This window comes from Paenibacillus sp. QJM3NY_38, assembly GCF_056173265.1.
Genome location: NZ_CM149665.1, coordinates 4,629,872 through 4,655,870, shown reverse-complemented (window position 1 = coordinate 4,655,870; position 25,999 = coordinate 4,629,872). Strand labels below are relative to the sequence as shown.

Genomic DNA, 25,999 nt, shown 5'->3' with positions numbered 1-25,999 from the left:
TAAAGAATTGGAAATGGTTCGGGTCGTTTTTTTAACGGTGCTCATGTTTTTTGTGATCGTTACCGTGCACGAATGGGGTCACTATTATTTTGCCCGGCGTGCCGGAATCTTGGTACGCGAGTTCGCGATTGGATTTGGTCCAAAGCTGTTCTCATATAAACGCCATGAAACGCAGTTTACGCTACGTCTTCTTCCATTCGGCGGATACGCCCGTATGGCCGGGGAAGATCCGGAACTTGTCGAGATTCAGCCCGGTCAGACGATTGCGGTTCGATTGAATGCAGAGAATCAAGTGAAAAAGATTTATCTGGATCAACTCGACAACCGTAAAAATGTCATTCGCGGCGAAGTCCAGTTTATGGATATGGTGGATCGTTTGTCGGTTAGGCTTGATGTGGATGGTGAGTTCCAGCAATTCGAAATCCATCCGCAAGCCTTGACGGTAGCCAAAGGTGTCGAGACGCAGATCGCACCGAGAGACCGTCAATTCGGCAGCAAAACCGTCGGCCAAAGAGCGCTTGCGATTTTTGCCGGTCCTGTCATGAACTTCATTCTGGCCTTCGTGCTGTTTGCCCTTCACATTCAAATGGCCGGCATACCGGTTGAGAACCCAACCTATGTGCAGATTGGCGAGATTACGAAAGGCATGCCTGCAGATGAAGCCGATCTGAAAGAGGGAGACATCATCGAGAGCATTAACGGAACCGCCATTGGTGCCGATTATCAGAAGATGATCGAATTGATTGCGGCTTCCAAGGACAAGCCGATGGAATGGACTGTACGCCGGGGTGAGGAATCATTTGATCTGACCTTAACTCCGCGGACGATGGAGGGACAGGAAGGCGGCAAGGTCGGGATTGTTCCTGAGCTTCCTACCCGATCCGCAGGGATTGGGGAGACAATTACCGGGTCCGGGACCGCAATGGTAGATACAACGAATATTATCTTCCAGGGCTTCAGACAGTTGATTCAGAAGTTCTCCATGGATGATCTTGGCGGTCCTGTACGGACATTCGAAGTGACGGGGCAAATCGCCAAGCAGGGTATCGAACAGCTCACCTATTGGGCAGCCATTCTAAGCTTGTATCTGGGCATATTCAATCTGCTGCCGATTCCGGCACTCGATGGAAGCCGGCTCGTATTCTTAGGAATCGAAGCTTTAAGGGGCAAGCCAGTTGATCCGAACAGAGAAGGCATGGTTCATTTTATCGGGTTTGCGATGCTGTTCCTGTTAATGATAGCCGTAACCTACAACGATATTTTGCGTTTGATCAACGGATAAAAACCTAGGGTACGGCTCGGTGCGCCAGCCGCAACGAAAAGCCGTACCTTTTCTATTGTTAGCAGATGTTCATGTTTAACGATATCTAGCGAATGGAGTTACTATAAATACAGGGCGGGCTATAGAGCCGCAGCTTGTTCACACATATCGCCAATAACGCCAGTCAAGCCGTTAAACAGGGTTTAGACCATGCGTTTTACTAATGGGAGGCACACGATTTATATGTCTAAGGAATCGAAGGATAAACAATTCGTGACGGAGATTACCCCGCAAGCGGAAGATTTCTCGCGCTGGTATATCGATGTCATCAAAAAAGCGGACCTGATGGATTATTCTCCAGTCAGAGGCTGTATCGTCTTTAAACCGGACGGTTATGAAATTTGGGAGCATATCCAGGAAGAGTTGGATCGACGCTTTAAGGCAACGGGCCATCGGAATGCGTATTTCCCGCTGTTCATTCCCGAGAGCTTTTTCCAAAAGGAGAAGGAGCATGTCGAAGGATTTAATCCCGAGCTGCCATGGGTCACGGAAGCAGCTGGAGAGAAGCTGGAGGAACGTCTGGCGATCCGTCCGACTTCCGAAACGATGTTCGGGCACATGTATTCCAAATGGATTCAATCCTATCGTGATCTCCCTGTGCTGATTAACCAGTGGGCTAACGTGGTCCGCTGGGAAAAACGCACGCTGCCGTTCCTTCGCACGAGTGAGTTTCTATGGCAAGAAGGCCATACCGCTCACGAAACGGAAGTTGAGGCTAGAGGGGAAACCATGCAAATGCTGGATATCTATCAGCAATTCGTAGAGGACTACCTCGCGATTCCGGTAATCAAAGGGCAGAAGACACCTTCGGAGAAATTCGCTGGCGCCGTGGATACGTTCTCGATTGAAGCGATGATGAAAGACGGACGAGCTGTACAGGCCGGTACTTCGCATTATATGGGGACCAACTTCTCGCAAGCTTTTGACATCCAATATTTGAATCGTGAAAATACGCTGGAATATGCTCATACGACATCCTGGGGCGTGAGCACACGTCTCATTGGTTCGTTGATTATGGTCCATGGGGATGACCGCGGATTGGTGCTTCCTCCTAAAGTCGCGCCAACGCAAGTGATCATGATTCCAATTGGTCCGCCGAAGACGAGAGACGCGGTAGTGGGCCGTACGGACGAACTGTTCCGTGAACTGAAATCCGCAGGCATCCGCGTACGCGTTGACGACAATCCGGATGTGCGTCCAGGCTGGAAATTTAATGAGTATGAAATGCGCGGAGTACCGGTGCGTCTGGAGATCGGACCGCGTGACATGGAGAATGGTGTGTGCGTGCTTGTCTCCCGTATTACAGGCGAGAAGAAAATCGTAGAGCAAGCTAATCTGACCCAGGAAGTACAGAATATGCTGGAGCAGGTGCACCAGGAAATGTTCGAGCGCGCGAAGCAGTTCCGTGAGGATCATTTCTATTCGGTGGAGACACTGGATGAAATGAAGGACAGCATGGAGGAAAAACGCGGGTTTACCTTGGCTGGATGGTGCGGTTCGGAAGCTTGCGAAGATACCGTCAAGCAAGAAACCGGTGCTACGAGCAGAAACATTCCGTTCGAACCGGCCGAGAAGAAAACCAAGTGTCTCGTATGCGGTGAAGATGCGAAACATACCGTGCTGTTCGCGAGAGCGTACTAGTAAATCGATAATATGAATGTCGGGCAAGTTTGGGTGAGGGAGGAGTCCTTCGTCCAGAACCGGGATTCATCATCTGGAGTAAGCTTCCGGATGGCAGTATGGCGGACGCTCTTACTTTTTGGGGCAGGACGAATGGGTGCTGCCGGCGGAAGCTTTATTCTATTTTTCACATCCGCTTAACGCGGTCTGATTTCTATGGGTGTATGTCGATAGAAGTTTTTCTTATAGCTTTATGTAATGCAGGGGGAGGGAACCATGGGCACAACAGAAGATAAAAGGAAGCGATTTGAACTGCTGATCAAGCAGGGAGAAGTTCCGGCCAATCTGGTGGAACCCTATTTTTTGGATGGTGTGATCGAGCAGGTAGAGATAAGCAAGGCCAGCAAAGACTGGAGAATAACCGTCCTGAAGGAGACCTTGGTCCCAGCTGAGGTCTATCGCACATTTTGTCTGAGAATTCAGGAGAAGATGGGGCATATCGCGAAGATCAAATTTGTGTTCCGATATGGAAGCAGCGTCCCCGAAGCAGATATCGTGCAAGAATACTGGGGTTTGTTTCTAGAATGGGCACATCGGGAGATCCCTTCGGTCAATGGATGGATGACAAGGGCTAAATACGAGGTGGAAGATGGGCAAGTCCTTCTCTCCATGTCGGATGGCATGTCGCTGGAGCTTGCCCGCAAGAAACAGATCGATTCCGCCATTACCCGCTTTTTCGGGCAATATTTCGATCTGACGCTGCGCGTGAAAATGCAGGTCGGCGATAATGGTCAGGCGGCTTACGAGGAGTTCGAGCAGAGGAAGCGGGAAGAAGAACGCGAGGTCATCGAGCAGATCATGAGCAGCATGGAAGCTGAGCTGGATGCCGAGGATGAGGAAGAGGGCGCGGTTCGGCTGCAGGTTGGGTATGATATCAAGGAACCGCCGGTTCCGCTTCAGGAAATCCAAGACGAAGAGAAGAAAATTACGATTCAGGGGACCATCTTCGGATTGGATCGTAAGGAGCTTCGTAACGGAAGTACGTTATTCACATTCTATCTGACGGATTTCAGCGATTCCTTGCAAATGAAAATGTTTGGTAAGACCAAGGAGGACTTGAAGGTCCTGAGCCTGCTTGAGAACGGCAAATGGGTGAAGGCACGCGGGCGTGTGGAATATGACCGGTTTATGCAGGTGCCGGAGCTGGTGATGATTCCGTCCGATCTTAATGAAGTGCCGGCGCCGCCATCTCGTAAGGATAATGCAGCCGAGAAACGGGTAGAATTCCACCTGCATACAACGATGAGCACGATGGACGCAGTCACGCCGATCGACCGATACATCAAGACCGCGGCTGCCTGGGGCCATAAAGCGATTGCCGTTAGTGATCATGGCGGGGTGCAATGTTACCCTGAAGCAGCCAAGAACGCAAAGAAACACGGGATCAAAATGTTGTACGGCGTCGAGGCCAACGTTGTGAATGATGCCGTCAATATCGTGGAACAGGCACAGCCAATTGAACTGAGCAGTGCGACTTACGTGGTATTCGATATTGAAACCACAGGTTTGTCCATCACCGCAAACAAGATTATCGAGCTGGCCGCAGTTAAGATGAACGAGGGCAAGGAAATTGGCCGATACGCCACTTTTGTCAACCCGCATGAGCGCATTCCATACCATATCCAGCAATTGACCAATATCAATGATGACATGGTTAAGGATGCTCCTGAACTGGAGCCGGTATTGAAAGAGTTTGTTGAATTTGTCGGGGACGCCGTGCTTGTGGCTCACAACGCTCGATTTGACATGGGGTTCATTCAGGCAGCACTCAAGAATGCCGGGATGGATACGCTGGGCAATCCCTACCTGGATACGCTGGAGCTGGCACGTCTGGTGCATCCGGGACTTAAGAATCATCGTCTTAACACGTTGGCTGACAAGTATAAGGTACTGCTCGAAAGCCATCACCGGGCGATTGACGATACGATTGCACTGGCAGGAATCCTGAACGGGCTCCTTAGCGATGTGGACAAAACCAAAGGCGTCAAGATGCTGGACCGCCTCAATGATTACGTCGGTACGGATCTGTCCAATACCCGTCCTTTCCACTGCGGTATTTATGCTTTGAATATGACGGGCAAGAAAAACCTGTACAAGCTGATCTCCATGTCGCATACCGAATATTTCAAGCGAGTGCCGTGTATTCCTAAATCCAAGCTTCGAGAGATGCGAGACGGGTTACTGGTGCTTTCCGGCTGCGAAAAAGGGGAGTTCTTCGAAACGGTGCTGAACAAAACGGAGGAGGAAGCCGAAGAGATTGCCGACTTCTACGATGTTTTGGAGATTCAGCCGTTGACGATGTATATGCATTTGGTGGACAAAGGCTTGGTAGGCAGTCCCGAAGAGATCAAAACTGCAATTTCCAAAGTCGTGCGCATCGGCGAAAAACTGAACAAGCCGGTCATCGCCACAGGAAACGTGCACTATCTTGAACCGCGGGATAAGCTGTTTCGGGACATTACCATCCATGGGATTACCGGTTTCAGCCCGCTCAAGGATATGCGCAAGCCTGACGCGCATTTTCGGACTACGGAAGAGATGCTCGAAGAGTTCGAGTTTTTGGGACAGAGCAAATGTTATGAAGTTGTTGTGACGAACACTAGCGAGCTGGCCGACCGCTTTGAAGAGTTGGAATTGTTCCCGGACAAGCTGTTTACGCCGATTCTGGATGGCGCGGATGAAGAAATCCGCAACACCTGCTACGACACGGCCAAGTCCATTTATGGCGAGAATTTGCCGGAAGTCGTAGTGGCCCGGTTGGAGAAAGAGCTTGAGCCGATCATTAAATACGGTTTCTCAGCGAACTATTTGATTTCCGAGAAATTGGTTAAGAAATCAAACCGGGACGGCTATTTGGTTGGTTCACGGGGTTCCGTAGGTTCATCCGTCGTTGCCACATTCCTCGGCATATCCGAGGTTAACCCGCTTCCCGCCCATTACATTTGCTTGAACGGCGACTGCAAGCACAGCGAATGGTTCCTGGACGGCAGCGTGCCGAGTGGATTTGACTTGCCGGACAAAGCTTGTCCGGAATGCGGAAACATGATGAAAGGCGAGGGACAGGATATACCATTCGAAACCTTCCTGGGTTTTAAAGGGGATAAGGTTCCCGATATTGACTTGAACTTCTCCGGTGAATATCAGCCGCATGCCCATAATTTCACCAAAGAGATGTTTGGCGAGGAGAACGTATTCCGTGCCGGTACCATCGGCACCGTGGCAGAGAAGACGGCATTTGGCTTTGTCAAAAAATATGAGGAACACAACAACAAGCGCTGGCGGGGCGCGGAATTGAACCGGCTGGCATCAGGCTGTACCGGCGTTAAGCGGAGCACAGGCCAGCATCCCGGCGGTATTGTCGTTGTGCCGGATTACATCGAAGTGGAAGAGATTACGCCGGTGCAATTCCCCGCGGACGATGTCAATGCAGAGTGGAAAACGACGCATTTTGATTATCACGCCTTTGAAGCGAATCTGCTCAAGCTGGATATTCTCGGACACGATGATCCGACGATGATGAGGATGCTCCAGGATTTGACCGGCGTGGATCCAACGACCATACCGATGAACGATCCGAAAGTAATGAGCATGTTTAACTCAACGGAAGCGCTGGGCGTCAGGCCGGAGCAAATACGCTCGCCGGTGGCCACCTTCGGCGTGCCGGAGATGGGTACCAAATTCGTACGTCAGATGCTGGTGGAATCGCAGCCGTCGAGTTTTGCCGACTTGTTGCAAATCTCGGGTCTGTCACACGGAACCGGCGTTTGGCTCGGCAACGCGCAAGAGCTCATCAAGAATGGTACATGCAACATCAAAACCGTTATTGGTTGCCGCGATGATATCATGTTGTTCCTGATTTATAAGGCTGGCATGGACGCGAGCCTCGCGTTTAAAATTACGGAAAGCGTACGTAAAGGCCGGGGATTGTCACAGGAATGGATTGACGAGATGAAGAAATGCAAAGTGCCGCAGTGGTACATTGATTCCTGTCTCAAAATCCAGTACATGTTCCCGAAAGCCCATGCCGCCGCGTATGTTATCTCAGCGGTGCGGACGGCTTACTTCAAGCTTTATTATCCGATCGAATATTATGCAACGTACTTCTCGGTGCGTGCTGAAGATTTCGATATCGAACTATGCTGTCAGGGTTATGAGGCGATTTATCGCCGGATTGAAGAGATTGAGCAGCTCGGCTTCGGAGCAAGCCCGAAAGAAAAGGGTATGCTGCCGATTCTTGAGATGGCGCTGGAAATGACAGCGAGGGGCTTCACGTTCAAGAACATCGATCTGTATGAATCGGATGCGCTCCGATTTAAGGTGGATGGAAACTCGCTCATTCCGCCGTTCTCTGCGCTTGCGGGAATCGGCGATAATGCCGCCCGCAACATTGCTGCCGCGCGTGAATTTGGAGAATTCCTCTCCATCGAGGATTTCCAGCAAAAATCGAAGGCGAGCAAAACCGCCGTGGAGCTGTTAACCCAAATGGGATGCTTCCGCGGTCTGCCGGAGAGCAACCAGTTGTCATTGTTCTGATTCTTGTCATTCATTCATGGCCGTGACGCCTTGACAGTCAAGGAGTCATACTTGTCACTATTACCAGACTATGTTATAATTTTTTTGGTAATCATGGAGATAAAACCGTTGTGTAAAGAGTGGGGCAACCCACTCTTTACTCTTTGGTATATAGGAAATCAACTTGGAGGTTATGTTCTTTGAGCACATCAAAGATTAAAACGACTGTGGAAGAAATGGTGCAGCCGTATTTGGACGAACACGGCTTTGAACTGGTAGATGTGGAATACGTAAAGGAAGGAAGCAACTGGTTCTTGCGCGTGTTTGTTGATAAAGACGGCGGCATTGACATTGACGATTGCGGTTTAATCAGTGAATACCTGAGCCAGAAGCTGGACGAGAACGATCCGATCCCGACAGCTTATTTTCTTGAAGTCTCTTCTCCTGGCGCGGAACGTCCCCTGAAGAAAAAAGAGGATGTTGCGAAGTCAGTCGGCAAGAACGTGTTTGTAACGTTATACGAGCCGATTAACGGGTTGAAAGAGTTTGAAGGCAAGCTGGAATCCTTTGATAACGAGGAGCTAGTCATTCAAACCGTCAAGAAACAGTACGTGATTCCATATGCAAAAGTAGCCAGTGCCAGATTGGCCATCATTTTTTAAACGGAAGTTTTGAAAGGGGGAACCGATTTTCAATGAGTATGGATTTTATTGAAGCGATGAATGAGTTGGAAAGAGAAAAGGGCATCAGTAAGGATGTGCTGTTTGAAGCCATTGAAGCGGCACTGATCTCGAGTTACAAGCGCAATTTCAACACGGCGCAAAATGTACGGGTAGACATGAATCGCAATACGGGTGATATCAAGGTGTTCGCGCGGAAGCTGATTGTGGAAGAGGTGCTGGATCCGCGGACTGAAATTTCGCTGCATGCAGCCCGGGAAATCAATCCGCATTTTCAGATTGAAGATATAGCGGAAATCGAGGTTACGCCACGTGATTTTGGACGGATTGCAGCTCAAACGGCAAAGCAAGTTGTTACCCAGCGCATTAGAGAAGCCGAACGCGGCCTGATCTACAGCGCTTTTATTGACAAGGAAGATGATATCGTAACGGGTACGCTGCAGCGTCAAGATTTACGTAACATCTATATCGACCTTGGCAAGATCGAAGCGGCTCTGCCGCTTACCGAGCTTATGCCTAACGAGAAGTTCAAGCATGGCGACCGGATCAAAGCGTACATTACCAAGGTTGAGAATACCACCAAAGGGCCGCAGATTATGCTGTCCCGTACGCATCCGGGCCTCTTGAAGCGCCTGTTCGAGCTTGAAGTGCCGGAAATCTTTGACGGCGTTGTTGAAATTCGCTCGGTTGCGCGCGAAGCTGGATTCCGCTCCAAAATTGCGGTGTTTTCCCGTAACGATGAAGTCGATCCGGTTGGCTCTTGCGTAGGACCTAAAGGCATGCGCGTACAGACGATTGTCAATGAGCTTCGCGGCGAAAAGATTGACATCGTGCGTTATTCCGATCAGGTTGAAGAATACGTGGCCAATGCGCTGAGCCCATCCAAAGTACTTGAAGTTCAAGTATTTGAAGATGAGAAGATGGCGCGTGTAATTGTTCCGGATTATCAACTCTCGCTTGCGATTGGGATCAAAGGCCAGAATGCTCGTCTCGCGGCGAAGCTGACAGGCTGGAAGATTGATATTAAGAGCGAAAGTCAGGCGGAGCAGGAATTTGGCAGACCGAAGTCCCAATCAGGTGAAATGCACCAGGATTCCGTCTCTGTCGATTAATTCCAAATGACAGGGGGTTGTCGTCTTGAAACAGAGAAAGATACCGCTGCGTAAATGTGTAGCGTGTCAGGAAATGATGCCGAAGAAAGAGCTTATCCGGATTGTTAGGACTCCCGAGGATGCCGTCCTGATCGATCTCACCGGCAAAAAGTCGGGACGGGGAGCGTATTTATGCGGCAAAGTTTCCTGCTTCAAGCTGGCACACAAAAATAAAGCACTGGATCGCGCGTTGAAACAACATGTGAAGCCTCAGATCTATGAACAGTTGGCACAGGATTTCATCAAGGTGGAAGATGAATTCCTGGCTGCAAAAGAGAGTGCTGCCGATGATGAATAGGGCGCTTTCTCAGCTCGGCCTGGCCATGAGGGCAGGTAAGGTGGTTACCGGGGATGAGATCGTGCTCAAAGCCATCCGGTCTTCTGAAGCAAAATTGGTTATTCTGGCGGGTGACGCCTCAGTGAATACAACAAAGAAGATCCGCGATAAATGCGGTTCTTACAATATCCCTCTGGTAATCGGATTTGACCGGGAAAGTCTGGGCACAAGTGTAGGTAAACCCGAGCGGGTTGTGCTGGCAGTTACGGATCAAGGATTCGCAGAAATGATCTCCAAGAAACTGGAGACAATGTCGGAGGTGGAGTATATTGAGTAAACAGGAAAACAAAGACAATAAACTTCGAGTATACGAATATGCTAAATCGTTGAACATGAGCAGTAAAGAAATCATCACGATCCTTAAACGTTTGAACGTTCCGGTCAATAACCATATGAGCGTAATGGAAAACGATACGGTGTCCAAGGTCGAGCAGTTCTTTAAAGATATCAAATCGAATGCAGCAGCCAAGCGGGATAGTGGCGACGCTTCCCGAACCGAGAATCGTAAACCGGCGGTTTCCGGAGCCAATGCGGCTGCAACTGTATCCAATGCAAAAACAGAAGGCACTTCCGCTAGCGTAAGTGCAGAAGGCAACCGTAATGGGCAGGACGGTATGCGTAATTCAGGACAGAGAGCAACAGGACAACAAGGTCAAAGCCAGCCCAAAAAACAACAGGAAAAGCAGGTAGGTATGAATAGTAGAACGAATCAAAACACTCAGAATCCTTCAGGTTCCCAGCGTCCCCAAGGAGGACAGGATACCCGAAGAAATCAGTCTGGCTCCGCACAAGGAAGTCAGCAGAACAATCGTAGCCAAGCATCCAGACCAGGCGGCAGCACGCAGACCGGATCACGTCCTCAGGGCGGCGGTCAAGGCGGCGCACGTCCGCAAGGCAGTAATCAAGGTGGATCGCGTCCGCAGGGCAGCAACAACCAAGGCGGCGCACGTCCACAGAGCAAGCCGGGTGGAACCGGAGGCGGATTCACAAGCTCCAATAACAACAACAGTAACAGCCAGAACCGCGGTTCCAGAAACAACAATAACAATCGTTCAGACTCCAAGCGTTTTGATGACAACAACCGTCAAGGTGGATTCCGTGGCAACAATCGCGGTGGAAAGAACAACCGTGGCCGGAATCAACATAATCAGCAGCCGCCTCGTGAGAAAATCGACAACACGCCGAAGAAAATTATCGTCCGTGGCAACATGACCGTCGGTGAAACGGCGAAGCTGCTTCACAAGGACGCTTCCGAAGTCATCAAGAAGCTGATTTTCCTCGGCGTGATGGCCACCATCAACCAGGAGCTGGATATCGATACGATTCTATTGCTCGCTGGCGAATTCGGTGTAGAAGTCGAAGTGAAAATTCCGGTTGAGGAAGATCGTTTTGAGACCGTTGAAGAAAACGATGCTCCGGAAGAACTGAAAGAGCGTCCACCGGTCGTTACCATCATGGGTCACGTCGACCACGGTAAAACGACGCTGCTTGATGCGATCCGTTCCACGAATGTATCGAGTGGAGAAGCTGGCGGTATTACGCAGCATATCGGTGCTTATCAAGTCGAGATCAATAACAAGAAGATTACGTTCTTGGATACACCAGGCCACGAAGCGTTTACGGCTATGCGTGCCCGTGGTGCGCAAGTAACGGATATGACAATCATCGTGGTTGCGGCTGACGACGGCGTGATGCCGCAGACGGTCGAAGCGATTAACCATGCGAAAGCTGCAGGTTTGCCGATCATCGTTGCCGTAAACAAAATCGATAAACCTGATGCTAACCCGGATAAAGTCAAACAAGAATTGACGGAATACGAGTTAGTCCCTGAAGAGTGGGGCGGAGACACCATCTTCGTTAACGTTTCGGCGAAACAGCGGATGGGTCTGGAGGACTTGCTTGAAATGATTCTTCTGGTAGCAGAAGTGAATGAATATAAAGCAAACCCTGACAAACGCGCACGCGGTACTGTTATTGAGGCGGAGCTGGATAAAGGCAGAGGCCCGGTAGCACGCATTCTCGTTCAGCATGGTACATTGAAAGTGGGCGACGCCTTCGTAGCGGGCAACTGCTTTGGTCGTATTCGTGCGATGGTGAACGATAAAGGACGTCGATTAAAAGAAGCGGGTCCTTCAACGCCGGTTGAAATTACCGGTTTGACTGAAGTTCCAGGCGCCGGCGATCCGTTTATGGTGTTTGAAGATGAGCGTAAAGCGCGTAATATCGCTGATAAGCGTGCGATTACCCATCGTCAATCCGAGTTGAACACAAATACCCGCGTGACGCTGGATGATCTGTTCCAACACATTAAAGACGGTGAGATCAAAGATCTTAACGTGATTATCAAAGGTGACGTACAAGGTTCTGTTGAGGCACTGAAAGGTTCCTTGAACAAAATCGAGGTGGAAGGCGTTCGCGTCAAAATTATCCACAGCGGTGCCGGAGCAATTACGGAATCCGATATTATTTTGGCCGCTGCTTCCAATGCGATTGTTATCGGCTTTAACGTTCGTCCGGACGTTCAAGCGAAGCAAACCGCCGAGCAGGAAAAGGTTGATATTCGTCTGCACCGTGTAATATATAATGTAATCGAGGAAATTGAGCAAGCTATGAAGGGGATGCTCGATCCGGAGTACAAAGAAACCGTGATCGGTCATGCGGAAGTCCGCAACACCTTTAAAGTGAGCAAAGTGGGTACGATTGCAGGATGTATGGTGACATCCGGTAAAATTGCGCGTAACGCAGAAGTTCGCTTGATCCGTGACGGCATTGTCGTTCATGAAGGCAAGATCGATTCCCTCAAGCGCTTTAAAGATGACGCTAAAGAAGTGGCACAGGGTTATGAGTGCGGTATTACCTTGGCAAGCTATAGCGACGTCAAAGAAGGAGACGTAATCGAAGCCTTCATCATGGAGACGGTAGAGCGCTAACGAATGAGGTGATCAGACCATGGCAAAAATCAGAACTGGGCGCGTAGGCGAGCAGATTAAAAAAGAGCTCAGCCAACTGATCCAAACGGAGATGAAAGACCCAAGAATCGGTTTTATTACAGTGACCGGTGTTGATGTTACAAATGACCTGTCTCAAGCGAAGGTATACCTGAGCGTGCTCGGCGACGACGAGCAGAAGGCAGCTTCCTTAAAAGGGTTGGAGAAGGCAAGCGGCTTTCTCCGTTCCGAGCTGGGCAAGCGGATTCGACTCCGGCATGTGCCGGAGCTGATCTTCAAATTCGATGATTCCATTGCGTACGGCAGCCATATTGAGAAGCTGCTGACCGAAATCGTGGATCGCGAAGAGAAATAGAGTAGTTCGTTTTTATAAAGGAGAGGGCGAATGCAGACCTATGAACAAGAGCTCCAGCAGGTGAAGTCATACCTGCTGGAGCACGATGATTATTTGGTTGTGTCGCATGTTCAGCCCGATGGAGATGCAGTCAGTTCCACCCTTGCGGTGGGCTGGCTTCTCTCATGTCTGGGCAAGAAATTCACGATGATTAATGAGGGGACCATTCCAAAACGCATGAAAATGTTGTGGCACGCAGAAGACATTCTCAATCTGTCTGAACAGCATCCTGGAAGAACGTTCTCACACGTCATTTGTGTGGATTGTGCGGATTTTGCTAGAGTAGGCTATACGAAACAAGTATTTGCCGATCATGCAAGCATCGTTAATATTGACCATCATCCAACGAATGATCGTTATGGAGCCGTCAACCTGGTCGCGCCGGACGCGGCAGCAACCGCTGAAATCCTTTATGATTTGCTGAATTTGTTTGAAGTGAACTGGGATGCCGATATTGCAACAGCGATATATACGGGATTGTTAACGGATACCGGCGGTTTTCGTTATTCGAATACATCGCCCAAGGTCATGAGTATTGCTTCGGATCTGTTGTCCTATGGCGTCAACGGTCCCGAGATTGCGGAAACGTTACTGGAGGAAATGACGCTTCCACAGATGAAGGTGCTGGTTCAGGCGTTAAACACGTTAAGTCTGTCGGAGGACGGCAAAATAGCCTGGGTGTACGTAACGCCTGAGTTTATGGAATTATGCGGCGCCGTTAGCGAGGATCTCGAGGGAATTGTCAATTACCCCCGCAACATTCAGGGAGTTGAAGTCGGCATTCTGTTCAAATCGCTGAAGTCCGGAATGGTTAAGGCGAGTTTGCGTTCAGCCGGAAAAGTGGATGTGGCGGCATTAGCCCAAATATTTGGAGGGGGCGGCCATGTGCGGGCAGCCGGTTGCAGCATTGAAGGCTCGCTTCATGACGTCATTCCTAGAGTAATAGAGCAGGTGAGATTAAAGCTATGACACAATTAGAAGGCATCTTGGCCGTTCACAAGCCGGCAGGCTGGACATCCCACGATGTGGTCGCGAAAGTTCGGGGAATGGTTCGTTTGAAGCGAATCGGACATACGGGCACGCTGGACCCCGAAGTAACGGGTGTGCTTCCGTTATGCTTGGGGAGAGCCACACGAGTTGTGGAATACCTGCAGGAACTGCCTAAAGAGTATCATGCGGTCCTCCGCCTCGGATATTCGACGGATACCGAAGATATTACCGGGAATGTAGTGGAGACGGCAGATGATGTCCATGTGACAAGGGAGGAAGCGCTTGAAGCGCTGCAATCTTTTACAGGCCAGATCTCGCAGATCCCGCCCATGTTTTCCGCTGTCAAAATCAATGGTAAACGATTATACGAGCTTGCCAGAGAAGGGAAGACGGTGGAACGCAAGAGCCGGACGGTAACGATTCATGAAATCGAAATGACGGATTTTGATGCTGAAGGGGATTATACGGAAATTTCGTTCCGCGTATTATGCTCCAAAGGTACATACATCCGCACACTTTGCGTGGATATCGGGAAGAAGCTCGGCGTGCCATCTGTCATGGTTAAGCTGGTACGCACAGTATCAGCGGGAATCACGGAGGAGCAGTGCTTAACCCTGGAGCAAATTGAGCAGTTCATGAAGGATGATACGCTGCACACCCGGCTTATTCCCGTGGATCAAGCGATTGATTATCTGCCGAAGCATACGGTTTCTGAAGAAAAAACCGATGCTGCCCTGCAAGGACAGCGCTTGTCCTCAAGAGCGGTGGAGCCGCCGGTTGACAGCTCGGAGCCTATTCGTTTGTATGATATAAAGGAAAACTTTCTGGGAATCTATAAGCGGCAAGAGGAGACAGGGGCTATCGTTCCTGTGAAAGTATTTTCCTAAGTACAACTGGATTTAGTGAGTGGAGGTGAGTAAGCATGAGGGTTGTTTCTTTATCCTATCCTGTATCTTCTGATATTGTACGAGAAGCTGCCGAGCCGAAGGTAGCTGCAATCGGCCAGTTTGACGGTCTTCACCTGGGACATGCCAGTGTTCTTTCGACGGCTGTTAATATTGCGCGGGAGAATGGAGTGCCGGCTGCACTCATTACCTTTTATCCTCATCCGAAAGACGTCATTGGTAAAGGGAGCTATGAGGGATATCTGACGCCTCAGCCTGACAAGCAGCAGCTGCTTGAGGCAATGGGCATCGATATTTTGTATGTTGTCGAGTTCAATAAGGAGTTCTCCCAGGTGAGTCCGGAAACGTTTGTTGAAGAAATGCTGTTTCCCTTGAATCTGCAAACGGCGGTTGTCGGATTTGATTTCCGGTTCGGCCATAAGGGCGCCGGTGACGCGGTCAAGCTTCAGGAACTCGGCGAAGGCAGGATGTCTGTAGTTACGGTTCCGCCGTTCCTGGTCGATGGCGAGAAGGTAGGAAGTTCATCCATACGGATTGCCTTGAAAACAGGACAGCTGTCGGATGCAAATCGCTGGCTCGGACGGAATTATCATATCCGCGGCACGGTTATTCATGGGGAGAAGCGGGGAAGAAAGATCGGTTTTCCTACTGCGAACCTGGAATTGACGGATCCGTTCGTGGCACCTGCATTAGGCGTCTATGCTGTCCGTGCTCGCACGGATAAGCATCACGACTGGATTCCGGGCGTCATGAACATCGGCGTGAAGCCGACGTTCCACGAAGGGATTACAGAACCGATCTTTGAGGTCCATCTGTTCGATTTTGAAGGGGATCTGTATGACCAGATCATGACGGTGGATATCGTTCAATATATCCGCAAGGAGCATAAATTCGAATCGGTTCAGGAGCTTGTGGAATGGATTCAGCGAGATGCCGTCGAGGCCCGCAAAATATTGAAAGTCAGTGAATAAACGGTTTGGGACAAATTGTTCGCAAACGGATTTTCTTTTTCAGGTAAAGTATGCTATACTCTTAGAGGTCGCCTGAAGATTGGGCGATTTTAACCTTGGCTTGGATGTTCGATCTCACCGTCGGTACCTGGGCCAATGGCGATTATAATGAGGGAGGTGAACAGGATGGCATTAACTCAAGAACGTAAACAACAACTGATTGACGAGCACAAAACTCATGAGTCCGATACAGGATCCCCAGAGGTGCAAATCGCTATCCTAACGGAAAACATTACGAACTTGACTGACCACTTGCGTACTCACAAGAAGGATCATCATTCCCGTCGTGGATTGTTGAAAATGGTCGGCCAACGCCGTAAGTTGCTTGCATACTTGAAAAACAAGGATGTTAAACGTTACAGTGCTTTGATCGAGAAGCTTGGATTGCGTCGCTAATCATCCATAAGATGTGCCGAAAACAGCCTGGTTGTCCACTGTCCTTCTTGGAACGACAGCGGCACAGCCGGGCTCTTTTCTAAGTATTGTACAATTTACCGTTTTCGAGCTTCCCCACAAAGTACTGCGTACGCTTCATAGCCTAAACTCCACTTTGTGGGGTTATCTTAATATAGATTCTTTATAGATTGTAGGCGTGGTCTGTTCGCTGAATTTCGCTTAATGGTATAACCAGGGGCAATCTATACGGAGAATGTTCTATACGGTTCGGGTTGTTCCTGTACATAGGTTTGCGATTTCGACCGTTTGGATGGCTCTGGTTAGGAAATGTGGACAGTGTTTTGCAAAAGACATGCTGATGGTAGAAGGAGATTTCAAAAAAAAAATTTATCCCCATGAGGAGGGATTACATGGAAACACGTGTTGAAATGCAGCTTGGCGGAAGACCCCTCGTGTTCGAAACAGGGCGCCTTGCGAAGCAGGCAAATGCGGCTGTGATGGTTCGTTACGGCGAAACGGCAGTCCTGTGTACAGTGACAGCTTCCAGTGAACCGAAGGATTTGGATTTCTTTCCATTGACGGTCAACTATGAGGAGCGTTTGTACGCAGTCGGTAAAATTCCGGGTGGATTCATCAAACGCGAAGGCAGACCAAGCGAGAAAGCAATTCTTGCCAGCCGTCTGACAGACCGTCCGATTCGTCCGTTGTTCCCTGAAGGCTTCCGTAATGATGTGCAGGTTCTGAATCTCGTGATGAGCGTAGATCAGGATTGCGAGCCGGAAATCGCGGCAATGATCGGTACTTCCGCTGCCTTGAGCATCTCGGATGTGCCTTTTAACGGCCCGATCGGCGGCGTAGCGGTTGGTCGCGTTGACGGCAAATTCGTGGTGAACCCGAATATTGCCGAGCAGGAAGCGAGTGATATCTATCTGGTCGTCGCTGGCACCAAAGATGCGATCATGATGGTTGAAGCCGAAGCGAACGAGGTTCCTGAGGAAGTCATGCTGGAAGCGATCATGTTCGGGCATGAGGAAATCAAGAAAATCGTAGCCAAGATCGATGAACTCGTAGCCGCTTGCGGTAAAGAGAAAATGGCGGTTAAACTTCATGCGGTCAATGAAACGGTGAATCGTGAAGTGCGCGATTTCGCCGAAGCTCGTCTTGTTGAAGCCGTTCGCATTGAGGAGAAACATGCTCGCCAGGATGCGATTGACGCTATCAATGATGAAGCGTACACCGTATTTGAAGAGAAGTATATCGAGACGCCTGAGTTGTTGAAGGATGTTAAAGAGGTGCTTCACGATATCGTGAAGGAAGAAGTTCGACGTTTGATCACGCATGACAAGGTTCGTCCGGACGGTCGTGGTCTGTCCGAGATCCGTCCTATCGATTGCGATACCAGCCTGCTGCCTAGAACGCATGGTTCCGGTCTATTTACACGTGGACAAACCCAGGCTCTTAGCGTATGTACATTAGGTGCTCTAGGTGATGTACAGATTCTCGATGGAATCGATCTGGAAGAGACCAAGCGTTTCATGCACCATTACAACTTCCCGCCGTTCAGCGTAGGGGAAGCTCGTCCGCTCCGCGCTCCAGGCCGTCGTGAAATTGGTCACGGCGCACTTGGTGAACGTGCATTGTCGAAGGTCATTCCGAATGAAGTGGAATTCCCGTACACGATTCGCCTCGTGTCTGAAGTTATCGAATCGAATGGTTCGACCTCTCAAGCGAGTATTTGTGCAAGCACGCTTGCTATGATGGATGCAGGGGTACCGATCAAAGCACCTGTAGCCGGCGTGGCGATGGGCTTGATTAAAGACGGAGATCATGTTTCCATCTTGACCGATATTCAAGGGATGGAAGACCATCTCGGCGACATGGACTTCAAGGTTGCGGGGACACCTGACGGGGTTACCGCCATTCAGATGGATATCAAAATTGACGGTATTGACCGCGCGATTTTGCAGGAAGCACTGCAGCAGGCCAAAGAAGGACGGATGCATATCCTTGGAAAAATGGCAGAAGCCATTCAAAAGCCAAGAGAAACGTTATCCCAATATGCGCCTAAGATTATTACGATGCAGATCAATCCGGACAAAATTCGCGATGTAATCGGTGCCGGCGGCAAGATCATCAACAAAATCATCGAAGAAACCGGCGTGAAAATCGATATCGAGCAAGACGGCCGCGTGTTTATTGCATCCTCCAACGATGAGATGAACAAAAAGGCTCTTTCGATTATCGAAGGCATTGTGCGTGAGGTAGCTGTTGGCGAAATCTATACAGGTACTGTTAAACGGATTGAGAAATTCGGTGCATTCGTTGAAATCCTGCCTAACAAAGACGGGCTTGTTCATATCTCCCAGCTCTCGACCGAGCGCGTAGCGAAGGTAGAGGACGTGGTTGCAATCGGTGACGTCATTACCGTGAAGGTTACCGAAATCGACCAGCAGGGACGGATTAACCTGTCTCGCAAAGCGGTTTTGACTGCGGAAACCAACAAGAGCGGATCGTAATCCGCGCTTGGTTTAACAGCATATAGATAGAAGGAAAAGAGGCAGAACCTATTATTCTGGCTCTTTTTTTTAATCATTCGGGCATCACTTTGCGGCACATATTTCCTCCTGAACCTACATAAAATGGGACAAAGCTTCTCAAGGGGAGGGTGGATATGCCCATGAATGGAAAAAAGATGGTCGTGCTGCTGACCGGTGCCGCAATGGTGTCGGCTGTTGCTGTGTTCAGCGGGGCCTGGGGATATGTTTCGGGACTGCAGAATAATAAACCGGAGGCGCAGCTCGCAAGCGGTTCAGAGAGGGCGGTAGACCTGGAATTATTGAGTCAAATCGAAGCCGCTGCGGCGAAGTCACGAATTGAGCCGGTGGATGCCAGGGTGGACTCCGTGTGGAAAGCGATACCCGGTTATAATGGACTCGAAATCGATATAGAGGCTACATACCAAGCTGCATCGTCAAAAAAACGAAAAGCCGGAGAAGCCATCCCGTACGTGTACCGGCAAATACCGGCCAAAGTAACGCTGAATGATCTTGGAGATCAACCAATCTATCGGGGCAACCCCAACAAGCCAATGGTATCTCTGATGATTAACGTGGCCTGGGGGAATGAATTTCTGGTGCCGATGCTGGACACGCTGGATGCGGAGAAGGTGAAGACGACCTTTTTCCTGGATGGGAGCTGGTTGAAGAAGAACCCTGAGCTTGCCGGCGAAATTCTGAAACGAGGTCATGAGGTGGAGAATCATGCCTATACGCATCCGAACATGAGCCGTCTCAGCAGGGATCGGGCGGAGCTGGAAATTGCGAAGACGCAGGACCTGCTCAAAGAAAGTTTGGGTGTAGAGAACAAATGGTTTGCTCCGCCTTCCGGCGATTTTAATCAGCAGACCGTATCCATCGCTAAAGCAAGGGGATTGAAGACGGTCCTATGGACGCTCGATACGGTTGATTGGAAGCATCCTGCACCGGATGCAGTCGTTCAGAAGATCTCCTCGAAGGTGGAGCCGGGTTTCCTGATTTTGATGCATCCCACCGATTCCTCGTCCCAGGCGTTAAAGGGAATGATTGACGGAATACGTGCCAAAGGGCTGGAAATAGGAACCGTTAGCCAGACGCTTTCTCCTGAGCGAATCATGCCGAAAGGAAGTTGAGCCGCATGGTAAAGTTTGATAGAATGAATGGATGGCATGAGGCTGGTAATCAGCTTATGTAAGCCTGGATGGAACAGTTAGGGGGGCCCTCGTGAAAAAAATACAATTGTCTAACGGCCTAAGAGTGGTTATGGAGCAAATCCCGACAAGTCGTTCGGTTTCATTCGGTATTTGGGTGAAGACCGGATCCCGCAATGAATCGGAGGACATCAACGGGATTACGCATTTTATAGAGCACATGATGTTCAAAGGGACGGAGCGTTTTGACGCCCGTGCCATTGCGGAGGAATTTGATGCCATCGGCGGCAACGTCAATGCTTTTACGTCTAAGGAATATACGTGTTATTACGCCAAGGTGCTGGATGAGCATTTTCCGATTGCGGTTGACGTGCTGTCCGACATGTTTTTCAACTCGAAGCTGGATGCGGGCGAGTTAGCCAAGGAGAAGAACGTCATTCTGGAAGAGATCGCGATGTATGAGGATACGCCGGATGATCTGGTGCATGACCTGATGTCGTTATCGGCGTACGGCGATCACCCGCTGGCTTATCCGATTCTGGGTACGAAGGAACGGCTTGAATCAATGGATTCACAAGCGCTTAGAGCTTACATGGATAAACACTATACCATTGAGAATACGGTAATCGCCCTGGCAGGCAACATCAATGATGATGTGATTGAATTATTGGAGCGTCATTTTGGCGGCTTTGCCAATCACGGCAGCTCCGAGCCGCTGGCCGTGCCCGCCTTTTTGGACGGCGTTCAGTTCCGCAAGAAGAAAACAGAGCAGAATCATATCTGCATGTCGTTTCCCGGCTGCTCTATCGGAGACGAGCTTCAGTATGCAATGGTCCTGTTAAATAACGCCATTGGCGGCGGCATGAGTTCACGCTTGTTTCAGGAAATCCGGGAGAAGCGCGGACTGGCATACTCGGTATATTCATATCATAGTTCTCACGCAGATAACGGGATGTTCACCATTTATGCAGGTACAGCGCCCAAGCAGACGAAGGAAGTCCTTCAGCTGACGACGGAAATGCTGCATGATCTGGCACAGAACGGGATGACGGAGGAAGAGCTGCGCAAAGGGAAGGAACAACTAAAGGGCAGTCTCATTCTAAGCTTGGAGAGCACGAGCAGCCGCATGAATCGCTTGGGTAAGAACGAATTGATGCTGGGCCGCCATTTCAGTCTGGATGAAATCATTAAGCGGATTGAACAGGTGGATATGAAGGATGTCGACGCGGTTCTTGACCGTATGTTTGGGACTCCATATGCACTAGCGATGGTTGGAACTTCAGATAAAGCACTGAATGTACTTAGGAGGAATGAATTTGTTGCACTACGTTCAAATCAATAGATTGCCAGGTAATGAAGATGTCAAACTTCCCGTGAAAATGTCCGAGCTGGCGGCAGGCTTTGACCTGCACGCAGCAGTTGCGGAGCCGGTGGTTCTGAATCCAGGCGAGCGCCAATTAATCCCGACTGGTTTTGCGATTGCCATGCCGGCCGAACTTGAAGCTCAAATCCGCCCGCGCAGCGGACTGGCTTACAAGCATGGCATTACCTGCCTGAATTCTCCAGGTACGATTGATGCCGATTATCGCGGAGAAGTGAAGGTGCTGCTGGTGAATTTGGGACAAGAGCCATTTACGATTGAGCGCAATGAACGCATTGCCCAGATGGTGTTCAAGACCGTTCCGGCAGTAGAATTCATGGAAGTTGACGAGTTGTCCGACACCGTACGGGGTGCAGGCGGATTCGGTCATACCGGCAAGTAAACCCATTCATGATCCGTTATCGGTATCCATCATCGTTTTACTAAAGCACACCGCTCCGGCCTAGCCGGGCGGTGTTTTTTGCGTCAGCGTTCACGCAAAATGGATTCGGATCCGGCTTCGCCCATAATAGCGGTATTTATTGCGTTAAGGCGGTAGTTTAATTGAAATACGCTCACCACCCTATAGGCGGCGGCATAAGATGGTTTATACGTTGGTTAGAAGAAAGGAGCGAGGCCTTCCATGCTGACTGGAGTCCGGACCGTCTTTGTTGGAGGAGACGCAAGGCAAATTGAGGTCATACGAAAATGCGCTGAGATGGATGCCTCCGTCATGATCGCCGGGTTTGAGAAATTGCAGGATTCTTTTCAGGGAGTGACTCGCGAGCCGCTCACGCCAGAGCTGTTATCGAATGCCGATGCTCTGATCCTGCCTGTCGTGGGATGTGATGACGAGGGACGTGTCAGCGCGCTGTTCTCAGAAGGGCCATTGCGATTGCAGGAGGAACATATCGCAGCGATGCCCGGACATGGAGTGATCTATACAGGCATGGCGAAACCCTATTTGCGCTCGCTATGTGACAAATATAAGATCAAGCTGGTAGAGATTTTGGAGAGGGACGATGTAGCCATCTATAATTCCATTCCGACAGCGGAAGGTGCGCTGATGATGGCGATCCAAAACACGGATTTTACGATTCATGGATCAACCAGCATGGTGCTTGGCATGGGACGGACAGGGTTCACCATGGCTCGCAGCCTGCAAGGGCTTGGTGCCAAAATCCGGATGGGCGTACGCAAATCGGAGCACTATGCCAGAGCGGAGGAAATGGGCTGGAAGCCCTTCCTGGTAAGGGATCTGGGTTCTTATGTGTCGGATATTGACTTGCTTTTTAACACGATTCCAACTATGATAGTCACAGCACAAATCATCTCGAAAATGCCTCGGGAGGCAGTCATCATCGACCTTGCCTCCGCACCTGGCGGATGCGATTTTCGCTATGCTGAAAAACGGGGTATCAAAGCCATGCTCGCACCCGGACTACCCGGAATCGTGGCTCCAAAAACAGCCGGCATCATTATGGCCAACACGCTGGTGGAGCTGATTTCTGAAGAAATCAAGATTCGGGGGGATGCGTAGATGAATTGGAATGGAATAACAGTGGGTTATGCCCTGACAGGATCGCATTGCACGCTTGAAGAAGTGATGCCGCAGATCCAGCGGTTTAAAGATGGTGGAGCAAATGTGGTGCCGATTGTATCCAGCACCATCATGACAACCGATACCCGATTCGGCACATCGGAGAATTGGCAGAAACAGTTGAAAGATATAACCGGGAATGATATTATTTCTACAATTGTGGAGGCGGAACCGCTAGGTCCATCCAAGCTTCTTGACGTTCTGGTTATCGCCCCATGCACGGGAAACACGACCAGCAAGCTGGCCAATGCGATGACTGACAGCCCTGTACTAATGGCAGCCAAGGCGCAGATGAGAAATTGCAGACCGCTGGTTCTGGCGATTTCTACGAATGATGGCCTTGGGCTGAATGCGGCGAATATCGCTAAGCTGCTTGTTACGAAAAACATTTATTTTGTTCCTTACGGACAGGATAATCCGCAGCAGAAGCCTAATTCGCTTGTCGCCAAAATGGATTTGATTCCGGAAGCGTGTTATGCGGCTCTGGAAGGGAAACAGCTGCAGCCGATGATCGTAGAATATTCGCATTAACCGCGATTTAGCCTTTTGAACAACAAGGGCATCATAGAAAAGTGTGGCAGCCGCGGTTTCATTCATGAAGGGGAGTTTAGACAGATGACCGAGCATCTTTATAATGTGGCCGTTGTTGGAGCAACTGGCGCAGTCGGGCAACAGATTCTCAAGCTGTTGGAGTCGCGTCATTTTCCGATTGCTGAGTTAAAGCTGTTGTCCTCTGCAAGATCTGCCGGTAAAGCATTGAACTTCAAAGGCCAAGCGATCCTTGTGGAAGAAGCAACCCCCGACAGTTTTGCAGGAATCGATATCGCGCTGTTCAGTGCGGGCGGCGATGTGAGCAAGGCACTTGCGCCACATGCGGTACGCCATGGAGCGGTATGCATCGATAACACCAACGCATTCCGCATGGATCCGGATAAAGTGCTGGTCGTGCCTGAGGTTAACCCTGAGAAGATTGACGAACATAACGGTATTATTGCGAATCCGAATTGCTCAACGATTCAGATGGTAGCAGCGCTGAAGCCGCTTCATGACGCATACGGCATATCCCGCATTATCGTTTCAACCTATCAAGCCGTTTCTGGCGCCGGACATCAAGCCATTGATGAAATGCTGCGCCAGAGCAAAGAGATTCTTGACGGCCAAAAGGTGCAGCCTGATATTTTACCTGTTGGATCGCTGCCTGTAAAACATCAAATCGCCTTTAACGCGATTCCGCAGATCGATAAATTTACAGAGAATGGTTATACCTTGGAAGAAATGAAGATGGTCCGCGAGACCAAAAAAATTATGGGCGACGAATCCATCGAAGTGACGGCTACCTGTGTTCGTATTCCAGTCGTTAGCGGGCATTCGGAATCCGTGTACGTTGAATTCAAGAATGACTATGATCTGGAAGAAGTTCATCGACTTCTGTCGAATGCACCCGGTGTTACGCTGGTTGACGATCCAGCTGCACAATCGTATCCGCTTGCTACGGAAGCCGTGGGAAAACCGGATGTATTCGTAGGAAGGCTTCGCCGCGATCTGGGACATAAGCGTGGACTTAACATGTGGATCGTTTCAGATAATCTTCTGAAGGGTGCAGCATGGAATGCCGTGCAAATCGCAGAGATCATCGTCAACAAACGGAACGGCCAGGCTTAGTAGCCGGCCGTTTCAGTCGGTCGGCCCGAAATTTACGTCTCCTGGGCATATACAAACGGAGGAATATTTTATGCGCATCTTAGTTCAAAAATTCGGCGGCACCTCATTATCCACACCGCAAGCAAGAACCCATGTTATTGGGCACATCCAGCGCGAACTGGCTAATCACTACCAATTGGTCGTAGTCGTATCGGCTATGGGACGCCGTGGGGAGCCTTACGCAACAGATACTCTTCTGGAATGGATCAATCATAATGGAAACGCGCTTCCAGACAGAGAGCGGGATTTGCTGCTCTGCTGTGGTGAGATTATCTCAGCTACAACGCTGTGCAGTCTGCTTCAGCATAAAGGGATAACCGCGACGGTGCTGACGGGTGCCCAAGCCGGATTTCTTACAGACGATCACTTCGGAAATGCACGCATTAAGGACGTAAAACCTGAACGGGTTTTGAAAGAGCTGGAGTCTCATCAGGTCGTTATCGTGACCGGTTTCCAAGGACAGACCGATTCGGGTGACTTTACGACGCTGGGGAGGGGCGGAAGCGATACGTCGGCAACCGCGCTTGGAGCCGCTCTTCGCGCCGAAATGGTTGATATCTACACGGACGTTAACGGTATTCTTACGGCGGATCCCCGCATCGTGGAAGATGCGAAGCCGCTCAGCTATGTAAGTTACACGGAGATTTGCAATATGGCTCATCAAGGTGCCAAGGTGATTCACCCTAGAGCAGTTGAGATTGCCATGCAATCCCAAATTCCGGTCAGAGTGCGGTCAACCTTCTCGGATAATGAGGGAACACTGGTTACCCAGCCGGAAGGTTTCAGAGATATACAATCCGGAATCGTGGACCGCTTTGTGACGGGAGTTGCTTATGTAAGCAATATTACGCAAATCTCAGTGGAGTGCGATCGCATGGAAGGTCTTCAACTGAAGGTTTTCAAATCGATGGCGGAACATTCCATCAGCGTGGACTTTATTAATGTTACCCCTACAGGAGTCCTTTATACGGTATTTGACAGCGATTCGGAGAAGGCGATTGAAGTGCTGCAAAGCCTTGATTTGAAACCAAAAAGCTTGTCCGGCTGTGCGAAGGTATCCGTCATTGGCGGCGGCATCAACGGAGTTCCGGGCATCATGGCCAAAATCGTGGAATCCTTGAGCGAGCACGATATTCCGATTCTGCAATCGGCAGATTCGAACACAACGATCTGGGTGCTTGTGAAGAAGGAAGATATGGCTCAAGCGCTGCGCGCTTTGCATCACAAATTCGAACTTCACCGATAAGGACCCGAGATGATCTGTTCGTTAAACGTTTGATAGGAAATACTATATATAAGATTACTTACGAAGAAAGCTTGCCCGCTTGG

At 49.9% G+C, this 25,999-nt stretch carries 21 protein-coding genes; all 21 read left to right on the top strand.

The annotated features are described in order from the left end of the window. Window positions 1–13 precede the first annotated feature (13 nt). Window positions 14–1,282 carry an RIP metalloprotease RseP gene (rseP, locus tag AC0VZ8_RS21385; RefSeq protein ID WP_397376666.1) on the top strand — a complete coding sequence of 423 codons (1,269 nt, stop codon included), beginning with the start codon at window positions 14–16 and terminating at the stop codon, window positions 1,280–1,282. Between the two features lie 222 nt (window positions 1,283–1,504). Continuing rightward, a complete protein-coding gene (gene proS / locus AC0VZ8_RS21380; RefSeq protein WP_071220115.1) occupies window positions 1,505–2,962 on the top strand; it encodes a proline--tRNA ligase in 1,458 nt (485 codons plus the stop codon). A 255-nt stretch (window positions 2,963–3,217) separates the two neighbouring features. Further along, complete coding sequence (locus AC0VZ8_RS21375) at window positions 3,218–7,534, top strand: PolC-type DNA polymerase III (protein ID WP_475484330.1); 4,317 nt, start codon at window positions 3,218–3,220, stop codon at window positions 7,532–7,534. Window positions 7,535–7,713: 179 nt separating this feature from the next. Further along, a complete protein-coding gene (gene rimP, locus AC0VZ8_RS21370) occupies window positions 7,714–8,175 on the top strand; it encodes a ribosome maturation factor RimP (protein WP_475484329.1) in 462 nt (153 codons plus the stop codon). A gap of 32 nt (window positions 8,176–8,207) precedes the next feature. Further along, a complete protein-coding gene (nusA, locus tag AC0VZ8_RS21365) occupies window positions 8,208–9,305 on the top strand; it encodes a transcription termination factor NusA (RefSeq protein ID WP_475484328.1) in 1,098 nt (365 codons plus the stop codon). A gap of 25 nt (window positions 9,306–9,330) precedes the next feature. Next, a complete protein-coding gene (gene rnpM / locus AC0VZ8_RS21360) occupies window positions 9,331–9,642 on the top strand; it encodes an RNase P modulator RnpM (protein WP_475484327.1) in 312 nt (103 codons plus the stop codon). After that, window positions 9,635–9,958, top strand: a complete 324-nt coding sequence (locus AC0VZ8_RS21355) for a YlxQ family RNA-binding protein (protein ID WP_181469797.1) — start codon at window positions 9,635–9,637, stop codon at window positions 9,956–9,958. Before rnpM ends, AC0VZ8_RS21355 begins: the two co-directional genes overlap by 8 nt. After that, entirely contained in the window at window positions 9,951–12,611 is a 2,661-nt protein-coding gene (infB, locus tag AC0VZ8_RS21350) for a translation initiation factor IF-2 (protein WP_475484326.1), read from the top strand. The genes AC0VZ8_RS21355 and infB overlap by 8 nt, the downstream gene beginning before the upstream one ends. A gap of 19 nt (window positions 12,612–12,630) precedes the next feature. Next, the gene (gene rbfA / locus AC0VZ8_RS21345) at window positions 12,631–12,984 is read left to right on the top strand and encodes a 30S ribosome-binding factor RbfA (protein WP_071220121.1); all 354 of its coding nucleotides are present in this window, start codon (window positions 12,631–12,633) and stop codon (window positions 12,982–12,984) included. Between the two features lie 30 nt (window positions 12,985–13,014). Continuing rightward, window positions 13,015–13,992 carry a DHH family phosphoesterase gene (locus tag AC0VZ8_RS21340; RefSeq protein ID WP_260065167.1) on the top strand — a complete coding sequence of 326 codons (978 nt, stop codon included), beginning with the start codon at window positions 13,015–13,017 and terminating at the stop codon, window positions 13,990–13,992. Beyond that, window positions 13,989–14,900: a tRNA pseudouridine(55) synthase TruB gene (gene truB / locus AC0VZ8_RS21335; protein WP_220684616.1), complete on the top strand. Its 912-nt coding sequence runs from the start codon at window positions 13,989–13,991 to the stop codon at window positions 14,898–14,900. The genes AC0VZ8_RS21340 and truB overlap by 4 nt, the downstream gene beginning before the upstream one ends. Before the next feature lie 35 nt (window positions 14,901–14,935). Then, the gene (locus AC0VZ8_RS21330; RefSeq protein ID WP_071220124.1) at window positions 14,936–15,889 is read left to right on the top strand and encodes a bifunctional riboflavin kinase/FAD synthetase; all 954 of its coding nucleotides are present in this window, start codon (window positions 14,936–14,938) and stop codon (window positions 15,887–15,889) included. 165 nt (window positions 15,890–16,054) lie between these two features. Further along, on the top strand, window positions 16,055–16,324 hold the full coding sequence (rpsO, locus tag AC0VZ8_RS21325; RefSeq protein WP_006211281.1) for a 30S ribosomal protein S15: 270 nt from the start codon (window positions 16,055–16,057) through the stop codon (window positions 16,322–16,324). Between the two features lie 410 nt (window positions 16,325–16,734). Further along, entirely contained in the window at window positions 16,735–18,840 is a 2,106-nt protein-coding gene (gene pnp, locus AC0VZ8_RS21320; protein WP_071220125.1) for a polyribonucleotide nucleotidyltransferase, read from the top strand. Between the two features lie 155 nt (window positions 18,841–18,995). After that, on the top strand, window positions 18,996–19,991 hold the full coding sequence (locus tag AC0VZ8_RS21315; protein ID WP_475484325.1) for a polysaccharide deacetylase family protein: 996 nt from the start codon (window positions 18,996–18,998) through the stop codon (window positions 19,989–19,991). 91 nt (window positions 19,992–20,082) lie between these two features. Continuing rightward, window positions 20,083–21,351, top strand: coding sequence for a M16 family metallopeptidase (locus AC0VZ8_RS21310; protein ID WP_071220127.1), 1,269 nt, complete (start codon window positions 20,083–20,085; stop codon window positions 21,349–21,351). After that, a complete protein-coding gene (gene dut, locus AC0VZ8_RS21305; protein WP_475484324.1) occupies window positions 21,326–21,772 on the top strand; it encodes a dUTP diphosphatase in 447 nt (148 codons plus the stop codon). Before AC0VZ8_RS21310 ends, dut begins: the two co-directional genes overlap by 26 nt. Window positions 21,773–22,012: 240 nt before the next feature. Next, entirely contained in the window at window positions 22,013–22,909 is an 897-nt protein-coding gene (gene dpsA / locus AC0VZ8_RS21300; RefSeq protein ID WP_071220128.1) for a dipicolinate synthase subunit DpsA, read from the top strand. Beyond that, window positions 22,910–23,500, top strand: a complete 591-nt coding sequence (locus AC0VZ8_RS21295; protein ID WP_071220129.1) for a dipicolinate synthase subunit B — start codon at window positions 22,910–22,912, stop codon at window positions 23,498–23,500. It abuts the gene before it with no gap. Window positions 23,501–23,584: 84 nt separating this feature from the next. Continuing rightward, window positions 23,585–24,631, top strand: a complete 1,047-nt coding sequence (locus tag AC0VZ8_RS21290; protein ID WP_260065172.1) for an aspartate-semialdehyde dehydrogenase — start codon at window positions 23,585–23,587, stop codon at window positions 24,629–24,631. Window positions 24,632–24,701: 70 nt separating this feature from the next. Beyond that, window positions 24,702–25,916, top strand: coding sequence for an aspartate kinase (gene dapG / locus AC0VZ8_RS21285; RefSeq protein ID WP_475484323.1), 1,215 nt, complete (start codon window positions 24,702–24,704; stop codon window positions 25,914–25,916). Window positions 25,917–25,999 lie beyond the last annotated feature (83 nt).

Excerpts from the sequence above, each read along its gene's own strand:
- rbfA (WP_071220121.1), top strand. The coding sequence starts at position 12,631 with ATGGCAAAAATCAGAACTGGGCGCGTAGGCGAGCAGATTAAAAAAGAG.
- AC0VZ8_RS21330 (WP_071220124.1), top strand. The coding sequence starts at position 14,936 with ATGAGGGTTGTTTCTTTATCCTATCCTGTATCTTCTGATATTGTACGA.
- AC0VZ8_RS21290 (WP_260065172.1), top strand. The coding sequence starts at position 23,585 with ATGACCGAGCATCTTTATAATGTGGCCGTTGTTGGAGCAACTGGCGCA.
- pnp (WP_071220125.1), top strand. The coding sequence starts at position 16,735 with ATGGAAACACGTGTTGAAATGCAGCTTGGCGGAAGACCCCTCGTGTTC.
- rseP (WP_397376666.1), top strand. The coding sequence starts at position 14 with ATGGTTCGGGTCGTTTTTTTAACGGTGCTCATGTTTTTTGTGATCGTT.
- AC0VZ8_RS21295 (WP_071220129.1), top strand. The coding sequence starts at position 22,910 with ATGAATTGGAATGGAATAACAGTGGGTTATGCCCTGACAGGATCGCAT.
- AC0VZ8_RS21375 (WP_475484330.1), top strand. The coding sequence starts at position 3,218 with ATGGGCACAACAGAAGATAAAAGGAAGCGATTTGAACTGCTGATCAAG.
- AC0VZ8_RS21315 (WP_475484325.1), top strand. The coding sequence starts at position 18,996 with ATGCCCATGAATGGAAAAAAGATGGTCGTGCTGCTGACCGGTGCCGCA.
- rpsO (WP_006211281.1), top strand. The coding sequence starts at position 16,055 with ATGGCATTAACTCAAGAACGTAAACAACAACTGATTGACGAGCACAAA.
- nusA (WP_475484328.1), top strand. The coding sequence starts at position 8,208 with ATGAGTATGGATTTTATTGAAGCGATGAATGAGTTGGAAAGAGAAAAG.
- dapG (WP_475484323.1), top strand. The coding sequence starts at position 24,702 with ATGCGCATCTTAGTTCAAAAATTCGGCGGCACCTCATTATCCACACCG.
- truB (WP_220684616.1), top strand. The coding sequence starts at position 13,989 with ATGACACAATTAGAAGGCATCTTGGCCGTTCACAAGCCGGCAGGCTGG.
- AC0VZ8_RS21340 (WP_260065167.1), top strand. The coding sequence starts at position 13,015 with ATGCAGACCTATGAACAAGAGCTCCAGCAGGTGAAGTCATACCTGCTG.
- AC0VZ8_RS21355 (WP_181469797.1), top strand. The coding sequence starts at position 9,635 with ATGAATAGGGCGCTTTCTCAGCTCGGCCTGGCCATGAGGGCAGGTAAG.
- proS (WP_071220115.1), top strand. The coding sequence starts at position 1,505 with ATGTCTAAGGAATCGAAGGATAAACAATTCGTGACGGAGATTACCCCG.
- dpsA (WP_071220128.1), top strand. The coding sequence starts at position 22,013 with ATGCTGACTGGAGTCCGGACCGTCTTTGTTGGAGGAGACGCAAGGCAA.